This is a genomic window from Reichenbachiella sp. (assembly GCF_039941815.1).
GTDB lineage: Bacteria > Bacteroidota > Bacteroidia > Cytophagales > Cyclobacteriaceae > Reichenbachiella.
In genome coordinates, this window is record NZ_JBDVDW010000032.1 from 397896 (window position 1) to 410185 (window position 12290).

Genomic DNA, 12290 nt, shown 5'->3' on the forward strand with positions numbered 1-12290 from the left:
AATAAAATGGGCAATTTTGTAAAAATCACAAGTTCAAATGAAGGTTTATTTAGACAACTCGGCCACCACTCCTGTCGACCCGGAGGTATTTGAAGCTATGACGCCATACTTTATGGAGAATTTCGGCAACCCATCCTCCATTCACTCACACGGCCGTCAGGCTCGATCTACCATTGAAAAATGCAGAAAGAAAATTGCGGATTTGTTGAATACCTCACCAGCGGAAATCTTCTTCACCTCTGGCGGAACAGAAGCCGACAATACTGCCATATGTAGTACCATAGAGACTATGGGACTGAAGACCGCCATTACCTCCAAACTGGAGCATCATGCCGTCTTACATACCTTAGAGCATCTGGCAACCACAGGACGCATTGTACTTAAGTTCGTCGATATAGACCAGCAAGGACGAATTGATCACACACACCTAGAGTCGTTGCTCCAGCAGTCACCGTCTTTTGTGAGCCTGATGCATGCCAACAATGAAATTGGTAATCTCATCGACCTTTCACCTATCGGTGAAATGGTAAAGTCCAACCAAGGTTATTTTCACTCAGATACAGTACAGGCAATAGGGAAATATAAACACAACCTGGGCGAACTTAAAATTGACTTTATAGTAGGCGCAGCCCACAAAATCTACGGGCCTAAAGGCTGCGGATTTCTATATATCAATCACGAAACTAAAATCAGACCCTTCATACACGGTGGAGCACAAGAACGCAACATGCGAGGGGGCACAGAAAATGTAGCTGGGGTCGTGGGCCTGGCTAAGGCACTGGAGATTTCTTACCGCGACATGGAGCAAAACAAAAACCATATCACCGGATTAAAAAAACGTATGATGGAGAGCCTAAAGGAAAAAATTGACAACGTCACGTTCAATGGTCTTTCTGGAGAGATGGATGAGAGCCTTTATTCTGTCGTCAATGTCGGCCTACCGGCCACAGACGAAAATGATATGTTGCTCTTCAATCTTGACATCCGAGGAGTATCGGCATCAGGGGGCAGCGCCTGCGCTAGTGGATCCAACGTAGGCTCACACGTGCTCACTGCACTGGGTGTGGATCCTGAACGCGGCGCAATACGATTTTCTTTTTCTAAATATACGACCAGCGAAGAGGTAGACTATGCCGTAGATGTATTAGCAGATTTGATGGGCTAGTTTCTGGCCAGATCGCAGACGCATGCTACCCAAGAGGGGTGCACGTTGAGGCTTTCTACCAAATCCCATCTCTCGCCACCCAACTCTAAGAATTCTTCCTGATAGGTCTCTCCTACCTCAAGAGTAGTCTCCAAACAATCAGCCACAAAAGCCGGAGAGAAAGCCAGTACATTTTTTTTACCTTCACCAGCCAAGCGTTTGAGTGTGTCTTCTGTATAGGGTTGGATCCAAGGGTCTTTGCCCAATCTAGATTGAAATGCAGTGGTCACCTGATCATCGGGCAGGTCTAGTGCCTTCGCAATTAAACGGGTAGTCTCGAAACACTGAACTCGATAGCAATACTGATTTTTGTGATCACATGAATTGCAACAATCTCCCAGCTTACAAGTTTCGATACCAGATTTTAGAATCTGTCTTTCGGGTAAGCCATGATAGCTAAATAGGAAATGATCGTAGTCATGCTCCTTCATCCACTTCTCAGCGTTTTGAGTGATGGCCTCTATAAGTTTGGGATGATTGAAAAACGGTCCTTCAAACTCGATCTTTGGGATCACCTGCCAGCCCTTTACAATATCCATGACCTTCTCCACTACCGATCCACTGGTAGCTGACGCATATTGTGGGAATAGAGAGATTACTTTGATTTCAGAGACTCCTTTTCGCATTAGCTCATCAATCGCTACCTGGATCGAAGGGTTTTGATAGCGCATACCCAATACTACGACATAGTCGGAGCCCAGCTCTTTCTGAACAGCCTTTGTCAAATCCTCACCATAAAACTTCAGCGGTGACCCTCGATCCTCCCAAAGTTTTTGATACTCCTTCGCAGACTTCGGGCCGCGAAAAGTCGTGATTATAAGATTGACCAGCAACCATCGGTATAGGAAAGGTATATCTATCACCCTACCGTCCATTAGAAATTCGCGCAGATAAGTACGCACATCTTTTACAGACGGGCTATCTGGGGTGCCCAAGTTTACGAGTAGGATTCCTTTTTTTGCCATAGTGTGATATTAGACGACAAAGAAAGACGAGAAGTGGCATACCGCCAAATAATAAAAGCTCCAGATGTGAACATCCGGAGCCAGCAGCATTTTGAGAAAAATTAATTATTATGTACTGGCTAAAGTAGCGGCGGCTCATTTACAAATATTGCCAAATGAGTTAAACATCCTGCCTTTTTGGGCATAGCATGGCTTTAGACAACAAAGCAGAATTTTTTTTTGGATAGCAGGCTTAGATTCCTGTATTGCGGCTTACCAATTTGATCTCTACAAATATCCGTAGAATCTCATTCTGAGAAACAATCGAATCTTCATATTGACCATTCAAACAGCGGAGAGTCAGGTTTCTCTCATTAGCATTATAAGAGACGATTCGCCTTATCAGCAGACCCTCCTCCTTGTGCAGGATTAGAAAATTGTATCTGTTGGTTTTTAAATCTAGGTCCTCTATTTGGTTCTTATATTCTCGACTTAGAACTATATCACCAGCCATCCTGCTTTTATGCGTCCCATCAAACATACTGTCATCCCCCACCTCAAAGCATAGATAGTTTCCTTTTAGCGGCTGCTCAAGCAACACAGGAAACTTGGGTAGACTTTTTAGGTAATCATCATCACCATGCATGGATAAAAAATCCGAATTAATGAATTTGTGAACCAGAGGAATCTCAAAAGTATTCATTCCAGAAGCGTAAGCTATTTCGGGTTCGTTAGACATCATCAATTCCAAATTATTGGACTCATTATATAAATGAGCAATAGGAATGTCTAAAATATCAGATAAAGTTTTCAGCGAGTCAGCAGGGATGGAAGTCTTACCCGATAGGTAGTTAAAAAAGGTCGCACGCTTAATATTAGCCATCTTTGCCAGATCATCAAGCTTTATTTTTTTCTGGGAAGAGATTCTTTTAATTAAACCTAAGTCCATAATTTAGTATTTATAGTATATTATTATATACTTATTGTTCTTTGGTTGAAATATTTATACTTATATTAGTCGCACAATCGTAAATATAGCAAGGGCAATCCTTAAAGCGCTAGAATCTAAAGAAGTGTCTATGAGCAACATCTAGATACATCCGCCTGACAGCCAACCAAAATAGCCAGCAGCTACACGCACGTTTTAATCAAATAATCAACCGCTAAATAGCATCTCATGAACGCTGGAGACCAGAAAAGTCTATTCGAAAATCTAAACCAACTCGTAGTCTCAAATGGTAACCTTACCGAAACTAATCGAAAGGCCTTCGATATGGTCGAACAAGGTATTCGCGACAAGAAGAATCTAATGATCGCCTGTCATGAAATCTACGAAGGGCTCGGTCTCAAAGAGAAAAGGAGCCTGGCCGAAGAAAGCTGGTACCAAGGCTTGAAGCAAATCCTGCGGCAAAGTTTTTAGAGTGAATAGCTGAGCCAAGTTTTTGGTAGCATAGGAGCTAGCTTATACATCCGACCTACTTTTGTTTAAAGGTGCTCAGATGGATATTGGCTGAAAGCATTAGTATAGTCTGTGATTACTCCTTCATAATCTTGGTGCTTCTTCTTTGATAATCTTTTATTGTTATACTGCAGAGCCGTTTGACCTCAACCCGATATTAAGGAAACACAGGTCTTAAAAGCTACAAATATTATTCTCATAATTCCAAATTTATGAAGTAGGCTTTTCTCTAGGCTACAATTGATTAAAACTTAATCCTTTCATAATGTAATGATACACTATTGAATTTCCAATTGTAACTGGGTAAGCCATATCAAGCTCATAACCATACTTTGCGGAAAAATTTAGCGCATCCAGCATACCGTTAAATGTCATTGGTTTAAAATTTTCGTCAAATACTTGAGACTTTTGCACGTCTTTAATGGACCCTATGTAAAAATCAAACAACAGAATAATCAGATCAATATTAATACAATTACACAGAAGCAATTGCAAAATTTGTCGCCTGATGGTTTGAAGCAGATAGAGCGATTGATTAAGTCAACATGATTATTATTGAATAATGCACTGCCGTTAGGGAGGGGGGTGGTTAAATTGTCTGAAGGGAAAAGTATTTAAACCCCAACCCTATTAAGTTTTTTACGCTCCAAATTTCTCATGAGGGGACATAGCAAACTAGTTTTTCTCTTGATCCATTTTTCTTTGTGTAGAATTTGCCATAAATTAAAATTCAGCATTTTGAGACTATTATGAAAACTCACAATTAAAAATAGCATATCATGGTAATAGTTCTTTGGATAGTATTCTCTTTGATAGTGGGGTATGCAGGAAGTGATAAGAAAGTAGGATTTGGAGGAGCGTTATTTTTTTCTCTTTTGCTCAGTCCAATAATTGGTTTAATCATTGTTTTAGTTTCTGGTAACAAAGAAAATATTTTTGAAAAGTACAATTATTCTCTGGACAAAGGGAAACGTGCTGAGTTCAAGGAAAAATTTGATTTGGCAGAAGAGTTCTTTGGAGATGCGCTTTATGAACTCGGGAATGCTGAAAGAAAAGCAAATGGCGTCCAAAGAAAGCACATTAAGAAGCTTAAAATTGATCTTGCAGAGAGACTGAGCTTGCTAAGAGAAAAGCAGAATTAAAAAGAATAGAATTCAATATTTCTAAGCACCTCGAAAAAAAGCCAGTCACACTTTTACATGTAACTGGCTGATAATAAAGCTCCTCTTGTTGGACTCGAACCAACGACCCTCTGATTAACAGTCAGATGCTCTAACCAACTGAGCTAAAGAGGAATTTGGTCATTTAGCCATTCACTTTTGAATAACTCCCTGATTTTGGGACTGCAATATTAGCCGCTTCTTTTTAATTCTACAATACATGTATTCAAAAAAGTTTTAGGCCATCAATTACCTAACGTTTAATCTACCATGTAAGCTTAGAGCTTTCATAAACCAGTCATTATGTCTTGATATTTTAATAAAAATTAGGTTTTACAGACATTGTGTCATTATTATCTTTTACGATTTCCATTGGCACAACATTAGCAATTGGGCTATCAGAGTTTAATATCAACAAAAAACAAAATAAATATGTCACTGATTAAGTATAACCCAAGAACACTAAGAACATTCACAACAAATAGTTTGTTTGATGACTTGTTCAACGATCGCTTATTTAATGGCGGCGCAACTGAAGGAAAATCTTTTACTCCACAAGTAGATATATCCGAATCGGATAAATCATTCGAACTGAGCTTTGCCATTCCCGGCATCAAGAAAGAGGAGATTCACATCGACCTAAACGAAGGCCAGCTTGTAGTAAGTGGAGAAAGGAAATTTGAAGAGAAGAAAGAAGGGAAAAACTTCCACGCAGTAGAAACTAGATATGGATCATTTAGCCGATCGTTTCAACTGCCAGACAACATTAACGCCGATAAGGTGGAGGCAAAATATGAAGATGGACTTTTGAACGTGATTATCCCTAAGGATGAGAAGAAAATTCAAAAGAAAACCATCGCCATTAAGTAGTAAGTAGTTAGTTGAGGTTGGTTATGACCCTGACAATTGACCTCTGGTTGGTTCGTCAGGGTTTTTTGTTAAATGTTGTTAACAATAATATCCATTAATTTTAATTGACGTTTATTGAATCGGAAAAGCAAAAAGACTTTAGATATGAACAACAGACAATTTTATATAGGGATGATATTTGCCTCACTCTTTGGAGGCATTGTAGCACTTGGCGGCTACGAGCTCATCAGGACTGAGCAGCCCGCAACGATCATACAATCTACAGATCAGCCAGTGCGTTTTTCTAATTACGGTCTGGATTCGTCAGCCATGATTGTACCGGAAGGTCTCAATTTTGTCTACGCGGCGAAAGCCGTCACACCGGGTGTAGTACATATCCGTAGTACATTTAAAGGTAACAGCACTGTCGCTGGAGGATCAAGCCCCTTTGATCAATATTTCAAGGAATTTTTCGGCGACCCTCAAGGTGGTGGCCAATCACAACAGCGCCCATCTATGGGAAGCGGTAGCGGAGTCATCATCAGCGAGGACGGTTATATTGCCACCAATAACCATGTGATCGAAAATTCCACTGAGATCGAGGTTCTTCTCAATGACAATAGAACCTACAAAGCAGAAATCATTGGGACGGACCCAACCACAGACTTGGCGTTGCTAAAAATAGAGGCTGCCGGATTGCCGTTTATCAAAGTGGGAAATTCTGATCAAGTTCAAATTGGAGAATGGGTGCTTGCAGTCGGAAACCCTTTTGAATTCAGATCCACTGTGACCGCTGGTATCATTAGCGCAAAAGGAAGAAACATCAATATTTTGCGAAACAGAAATAATCTTCAGATCGAGTCATTTCTACAAACTGATGCAGCGGTTAATCCTGGAAATTCTGGCGGTGCCCTCGTCAATCTTAGGGGCGAATTGGTAGGTATCAATACCGCCATTGCCACCCCGACAGGAACGTACGCAGGCTATTCTTTTGCCGTGCCTTCCAATCTGGTAGATAAGGTACTGGCTGATCTAAAAGAATTCGGTGTGGTACAACGAGCCCTCCTGGGTATAAACATCCGCGATGTCAACTCTCAGCTAGCAGAGGAAGAAAATTTGGGTGTTCTTGAGGGTGTCTATGTAATCAACGTAAATCCTAACAGTGGTGCAGAGGATGCCGGAATCAAAAATGGTGATGTGATCATCGCCATTGGCGGAGAGAAAGTAGTGAAAACATCCGAGCTACAGGAGAAAGTGGCACTCAACCGTCCGGGTGACAAAATAGAAGTGACTTTAATACGAGACGGCAAAAAGAAAACCGTGACCGCCACCTTGCAAAATACGCTGGGAACTACCACGACCATAGCCTCCTCCAACAACATGACTATTAGGGGAGGAACCTTCGCGGACCTATCTAAAGAAGAAAAGGAAAAGCTAAATCTGGAAGGCGGTGCCAAATTGCTAAAGGTAGAGCCAGGCAAATGGAGAGAGGCTGGAATCAAAAGCGGGTTCATTGTGACCAGAGTAGATAAGCGACCCATTCTTTCTGTAGAGGATTTGTCTCGAGCACTGTCAAGCACAAGTGATGGCTCAGGCTTGCTGGTAGAAGGTGTATACGAAAATGGAGAAAAAGCCTATTATGGTATGGGTTGGTAATACGCCACACATTTGATACTATTTTAACATAATCCCTGCTTGACAGGGATTTTTTTTGTAACAATCATATTAATTGATAGGATAACCTATTTTTGCGGAAACGCTAAATAACACAAAAATGGCAGATAAATTCGGCATCGAACAAGCACTAAAAAATCTTGGAATAGAAGAGCTCAATATGGGATCTAGCACAGGGTCCAAATGGATCCAGTCCAATGGTGCAGTAATAGAATCCTATTCTCCAGCAGATGGGAAGCTTATCGGAAAAGTAACTTCTGGTTCAGAAGAGACTTATGAAGAAATCATTCAAACCGCCTCTGAGGCGTTCAAATCATGGAGACTTGTACCAGGACCCAAAAGAGGAGAAATAGTAAGACAAGTAGGCGAAGCGCTTCGCGAAAAGAAAGAAGACCTCGGCAAGCTGGTTTCTTATGAAATGGGTAAGTCATATCAAGAAGGCCTTGGCGAAGTACAAGAGATGATTGATATCTGCGACTTTGCAGTAGGGCTTTCAAGACAAATGTATGGTCTGACTATGCACTCGGAAAGACCGAGCCATAGAATGTACGAACAGTATCATCCACTGGGGATTGTAGGTATTATTTCTGCTTTCAACTTCCCAGTCGCTGTTTGGGCTTGGAATAGTGCACTAGCCTGGGTTTGCGGTGATGTATGCCTTTGGAAACCAAGTGAAAAAACGCCTATTACGGCGATTGCTTGCCAGCATATCACTGACAAGGTATTCAGAGCCAATGGTATCGCTGAGGGAGTAAACAATCTCATCATTGGAGATGCTAAAATTGGACAGCTCATGTCAAATGATAAACGTGTTCCTTTAGTCTCGGCTACAGGTTCTACACGAATGGGTAAAGCTGTAGGAGAAGCTGTAGGAGCAAGGCTTGGAAGAGCATTGCTTGAGCTAGGTGGAAACAATGCTATCATTATTTCTAAACATGCAGACCTGGATATGTCTCTTATCGGCGCAGTATTTGGCGCAGTCGGCACAGCCGGTCAAAGATGTACTTCTACTCGTAGATTGATCATCCATGAAGACATTTATGAAGATGTGAAATCAAAATTGCAAAGCGCCTATGGCCAGTTAAAAATTGGCAACCCACTTGATGAATCCAATCACGTTGGGCCACTGATCGACACTTTAGCAGTAGACATGTACACAGAGTCTATATCAAAAGCAAAAGCGGAAGGTGCTAAAACAGTCGTAGACGGAGAGGTACTGTCAGGAGAAGGATACGAATCAGGCTGCTATGTAAAGCCGGCTATTTTCGAAGTTGAAAACCACTACGAAATTGTACAACACGAGACTTTCGCCCCTATTCTTTATTTGATCAAGTACAAAGAATTAGAGGAAGCAATCGGAATTCAAAACGATGTACCACAAGGTCTTTCTTCGGCTATCATGACTCAGAATATGAGAGAATCAGAGATGTTCCTTTCTCACGGTGGGTCGGATTGCGGAATCGCTAATGTAAACATCGGAACTTCAGGTGCTGAAATCGGGGGAGCCTTTGGTGGCGAAAAAGAAACTGGTGGAGGACGCGAGTCCGGCTCAGATGCTTGGAAAGTTTATATGAGACGTCAGACCAATACCATCAATTTTGGAGCTGACTTACCATTGGCACAAGGAATCAAATTCGAATTCTAAAAGAGCCTAATTGGCAATACAAAATCGAAAATAGCACTGGATATTAATCCAGTGCTATTTTTTTTGTCCACACATTAGATTTTCTATCCTTACAATGTTCAGTATATTTAGTCTATGAAAAGACTATCCATTCTAACATTAGCATTGATCCTGCTCGGCTGTCAGCAGCCCGTCAAGGAGCCAGTAGTAGAGAAAACGCAAGAGGTAACACCTGAGTACACACTACCTACCACACAAAAACACAACAAATGGAGCAGTACAATCCCGCCAGTATTAAACGTGCCGAGCGGGGCAGTGGTAGAAGCATTCACAGAAGAAGCCACAGATGCTCAGCTGACTGTAGATTCTAACTTAGACGATTTAGCCGAAGTATCTTTCGAGCCCATCCATCCACTCACAGGCCCCATCTATGTAGAAGGTGCTCAGCCAGGGGATGTACTGGCAGTCACCATACACAAAATTGAAGTGGGCAACTGGGGTTGGTCGGCTATCTTCCCTGGTTTTGGTTATTTAGCTGATGTATATACAGAACCATATCTCAGAACTTTTAAGATTGACAGTACTGATAAACTGATCCATTTTTCCGACAAAATAAAAATCCCCACTCGTCCTTTTGCGGGAGTGATGGGGGTGGCACCAGATACTGATTCCCTCCTGTCTACCATCCCACCTCGAGCAAATGGTGGTAACATGGATGACCCCAACTTAGTAGAAGGTACTACTGTCTATTTTCCTGTATTTGTTGAAGGGGCCTTGTTCTCCATAGGAGATGCCCATGCCGTCCAGGGTTTGGGAGAAGTGTGTGGGACTGCAGTGGAGTCTCCCATGAGGTTTGTTTTTGAGCTGAATCTTTTAAAAGGTGAGAAGAATTTCATCCAGGAACCGCAATACGAAACTGATGATTATTATGCTGTCACGGCATTCGGTACCACAATAGATCAAGCGACACGCAAGGCCATTCAGTACATGATCACCTACCTTGTCGCCGAACACGGGCTGACTGAGGAGGATGCTTATATGCTTTGCTCTCTTGCAGGCGATCTGAAAATAGCCGAAGTGGTCGACGTACCACATATGCTAGTCACCATGCACGTATCCAAAGAAGTGTTGGGAATGAAATAGGAGAGCCCATGCAGTTGTTTTTGCCCTTGTGGGCTAATCTCATTGAATAAACACAATGCGAAATTCTCTTCACGTGATGTTAAATGATAGGCATCCCCGTGAAATGCAATGATGTGGTAGGCTAATTACCCGTTAATTGCCTCAACCTCTTGCACTTCAGGCACCATTCTCTTCAAGAGATTTTCAATACCTGCCTTTAGTGTAAGCGTAGAAGAAGGGCATCCGCTACACGCACCTTGTAGTACAACCTTGACCTTGCCATCTTCGAAAGAGTGGAAATCAATCGCTCCTCCGTCCTGCTCTACTGCAGGTCGGATGTACTCATTCAAAATGCCTTTGATATTTTCGTCCAGATCAGATGTTGGAACTTTAGCTGCTTCGTCCTTTTTTGGCTCAGCATAAGGTTCAGAAAGGTTTACCGCCAGTTTGCCGGATTCCAAATAGCTTTTGATGTGCTCTTTGATTCCATCTCTGACTTCTTCCCACTCTGTAGATTCATCCTTAGACACCGTAATAAAATTGCTCATCACGAATACACCTGTCACAAACGGAAATGTAAACAGCTCTTGAGCCAACTCAGAGTTAGTCGCACGTTCAAGAGCCGGATAGTCATAATTGGTGCCTTCCGGAACCAACATGAAATTGACTACAAACTTAAGCGTGTTTGGATTCGGGTTTGATTCGAAATATATATTTACCGGAGTGTTTGCTACTGCTTCTGCCATAATCTTTTCTTCTAATATCAGAATACAAAGATACGAAACACCGGTGTTCTTTGTTTGGTTCTTCGAAGATTAAGATATTTAATACTTATTCAACTCGCCCTCACTCTTGGCGATCAAGGTGGAGACTGTGGCATCACCCGTTACATTCACTACTGTACGACACATGTCGAGGATACGATCTACTGGGAAAATGATAGCAACCCATGCAGGATTTAGACCTACAGACTGCAATACTATAATCATCATGACGAGTCCGGCACTTGGTGTAGCAGCGGCTCCGATAGATGCCAGCGTTGCGGTAAGGACAATGACCAGCTGCTGGGTAAAAGTAAGGTCTACCATATGAAGTTGTGCCAGAAATACCACGGCTACGGCCTGATACAAGCTTGTACCATCCATATTGACAGTGGCACCGACAGGCAATACAAAACTTGAGATGTTTTTAGAAACTCCCATGTTGTCCTCTACGCACTCCATAGTGACAGGAAGTGTTGCGGCACTTGAGCTGGTAGAAAAGGCCAGAAACTGTGCAGGACTAATATTTTTGAAGAATTCTTTATATGAAATTTTTGGTACAAAAATTTTGATGATCAATGGATAAAAAACGAAAACCAAAAAGAATAAACCTGCTACTAATGTCAGTGAGTAGGAACCGAGGCCCAGGAAGATTTCGAAAACCTCCGCTGGTGTATCCGCCATTTTTGCGATCACGCCGGCCAGTAAGGCAAACACAAAGAAAGGAGCTGCTCCCATCACCATATTCACCATTTTTAAGAAGACCTCATTGATGCTATGGATGAAATCGACGACAGGTTTCTTCTTTTCTTCCGGCACCATCACTAATGTGATCCCGAAAAAAATGGAGAAGAAAATGACCTGTAGCATGAGTCCGTTGTTAGAGATAGATAAGACAACATTCTCTGGCACCATGTCTACGATGAACTGAAGTGGGCTTACATCTTTTTGCTTCTGAGCACTAGCCATTCGCTTGGCTACTTCTGCCTTGTCTTTTTCTGAAAGTTGATTGGCCTTCTGAGCATCAGTGATCAAGTGTGCATATTTTGGATCACTGAGGTAGGATTGTCCATCATGAGGCAGCCCCATGCCTTCACCTTCAAGCCACAATTCAAAAGAAATTCTATTTTTAACGCGCTGATTTTCTTCTACAAAATCACCAGGCTTCACCATATTTACAAGCAGCAGACCCAATCCTACAGCAGCCACGGTAGTGATGAGATAAGCTCCCAGAGTTTTCCCACCCAATCTGCCCAACTTCGACACATCAGATAACCCCGATACTCCACTAATAATGGAAAACAATACCAACGGCACTGCTATAAATTTTAATAATCGAATGAATATGACTCCGAATGGATCTATCCAGGTAATTGTAAAAGCGTTCCAACCTAGAGCACTTGATATAAATGCCCAGATTACACCTAGGACAAGCCCAATTACAATTTTAACATGGAGCGGTAAATTTTTCATTCTTGTGTATGTTTAAAAAA

11 protein-coding genes and 1 tRNA gene are annotated in these 12290 nt (G+C 41.9%); 7 read left to right on the plus strand and 5 right to left on the minus strand.

Annotated elements, in window-relative coordinates; all coding sequences use genetic code 11:
- The first annotated feature begins 37 nt into the window (after positions 1-37).
- Complete coding sequence (locus tag ABJF11_RS08995) at positions 38-1165, plus strand: cysteine desulfurase family protein (RefSeq protein ID WP_348119477.1); 1128 nt, start codon at positions 38-40, stop codon at positions 1163-1165.
- Here ABJF11_RS08995 and hemH read toward each other — a convergent pair.
- Both hemH and ABJF11_RS09005 read right to left on the minus strand, forming a co-directional pair.
- On the minus strand, positions 1162-2169 hold the full coding sequence (gene hemH, locus ABJF11_RS09000; RefSeq protein WP_348119478.1) for a ferrochelatase: 1008 nt from the start codon (positions 2167-2169) through the stop codon (positions 1162-1164). The genes ABJF11_RS08995 and hemH overlap by 4 nt on opposite strands.
- A 232-nt stretch (positions 2170-2401) precedes the next feature.
- Positions 2402-3097 carry a helix-turn-helix transcriptional regulator gene (locus tag ABJF11_RS09005; protein ID WP_348119479.1) on the minus strand — a complete coding sequence of 232 codons (696 nt, stop codon included), beginning with the start codon at positions 3095-3097 and terminating at the stop codon, positions 2402-2404.
- 228 nt (positions 3098-3325) lie between these two features.
- On the opposite strand from ABJF11_RS09005, the gene ABJF11_RS09010 reads away from it, so the two are divergent.
- Positions 3326-3568, plus strand: coding sequence for a hypothetical protein (locus tag ABJF11_RS09010; protein WP_348119480.1), 243 nt, complete (start codon positions 3326-3328; stop codon positions 3566-3568).
- An 818-nt stretch (positions 3569-4386) separates the two neighbouring features.
- Positions 4387-4749: a hypothetical protein gene (locus tag ABJF11_RS09015; protein ID WP_348119481.1), complete on the plus strand. Its 363-nt coding sequence runs from the start codon at positions 4387-4389 to the stop codon at positions 4747-4749.
- A gap of 79 nt (positions 4750-4828) precedes the next feature.
- Here ABJF11_RS09015 and ABJF11_RS09020 read toward each other — a convergent pair.
- A tRNA-Asn gene (locus tag ABJF11_RS09020) sits at positions 4829-4902 on the minus strand.
- Positions 4903-5199: 297 nt separating this feature from the next.
- On the opposite strand from ABJF11_RS09020, the gene ABJF11_RS09025 reads away from it, so the two are divergent.
- From ABJF11_RS09025 to ABJF11_RS09040, 4 genes are all read left to right on the plus strand, one after another.
- A complete protein-coding gene (locus ABJF11_RS09025; protein WP_348119482.1) occupies positions 5200-5637 on the plus strand; it encodes an Hsp20/alpha crystallin family protein in 438 nt (145 codons plus the stop codon).
- Positions 5638-5781: 144 nt separating this feature from the next.
- Positions 5782-7272 carry a Do family serine endopeptidase gene (locus tag ABJF11_RS09030; RefSeq protein WP_348119483.1) on the plus strand — a complete coding sequence of 497 codons (1491 nt, stop codon included), beginning with the start codon at positions 5782-5784 and terminating at the stop codon, positions 7270-7272.
- Positions 7273-7390: 118 nt separating this feature from the next.
- Positions 7391-8935 carry an aldehyde dehydrogenase family protein gene (locus ABJF11_RS09035; protein ID WP_348119484.1) on the plus strand — a complete coding sequence of 515 codons (1545 nt, stop codon included), beginning with the start codon at positions 7391-7393 and terminating at the stop codon, positions 8933-8935.
- 114 nt (positions 8936-9049) lie between these two features.
- Positions 9050-10057 carry an acetamidase/formamidase family protein gene (locus tag ABJF11_RS09040; protein WP_348119485.1) on the plus strand — a complete coding sequence of 336 codons (1008 nt, stop codon included), beginning with the start codon at positions 9050-9052 and terminating at the stop codon, positions 10055-10057.
- Between the two features lie 125 nt (positions 10058-10182).
- Here ABJF11_RS09040 and ABJF11_RS09045 read toward each other — a convergent pair whose 3' ends face one another.
- Positions 10183-10782 (minus strand): NifU family protein, encoded by a 600-nt coding sequence (locus ABJF11_RS09045; protein WP_348119486.1) that lies wholly within the window; start codon positions 10780-10782, stop codon positions 10183-10185.
- A 78-nt stretch (positions 10783-10860) separates the two neighbouring features.
- On the minus strand, positions 10861-12270 hold the full coding sequence (locus ABJF11_RS09050) for a dicarboxylate/amino acid:cation symporter (protein WP_348119487.1): 1410 nt from the start codon (positions 12268-12270) through the stop codon (positions 10861-10863).
- Positions 12271-12290 lie beyond the last annotated feature (20 nt).

Bases quoted from the DNA above. Each gene is read 5' to 3' on its own strand.
- ABJF11_RS08995 (WP_348119477.1), top strand. From the start codon at position 38: ATGAAGGTTTATTTAGACAACTCGGCCACCACTCCTGTCGACCCGGAG.
- hemH (WP_348119478.1), bottom strand. From the start codon at position 2,169: ATGGCAAAAAAAGGAATCCTACTCGTAAACTTGGGCACCCCAGATAGC.
- ABJF11_RS09005 (WP_348119479.1), bottom strand. From the start codon at position 3,097: ATGGACTTAGGTTTAATTAAAAGAATCTCTTCCCAGAAAAAAATAAAG.
- ABJF11_RS09010 (WP_348119480.1), top strand. From the start codon at position 3,326: ATGAACGCTGGAGACCAGAAAAGTCTATTCGAAAATCTAAACCAACTC.
- ABJF11_RS09015 (WP_348119481.1), top strand. From the start codon at position 4,387: ATGGTAATAGTTCTTTGGATAGTATTCTCTTTGATAGTGGGGTATGCA.
- ABJF11_RS09025 (WP_348119482.1), top strand. From the start codon at position 5,200: ATGTCACTGATTAAGTATAACCCAAGAACACTAAGAACATTCACAACA.
- ABJF11_RS09030 (WP_348119483.1), top strand. From the start codon at position 5,782: ATGAACAACAGACAATTTTATATAGGGATGATATTTGCCTCACTCTTT.
- ABJF11_RS09035 (WP_348119484.1), top strand. From the start codon at position 7,391: ATGGCAGATAAATTCGGCATCGAACAAGCACTAAAAAATCTTGGAATA.
- ABJF11_RS09040 (WP_348119485.1), top strand. From the start codon at position 9,050: ATGAAAAGACTATCCATTCTAACATTAGCATTGATCCTGCTCGGCTGT.
- ABJF11_RS09045 (WP_348119486.1), bottom strand. From the start codon at position 10,782: ATGGCAGAAGCAGTAGCAAACACTCCGGTAAATATATATTTCGAATCA.
- ABJF11_RS09050 (WP_348119487.1), bottom strand. From the start codon at position 12,270: ATGAAAAATTTACCGCTCCATGTTAAAATTGTAATTGGGCTTGTCCTA.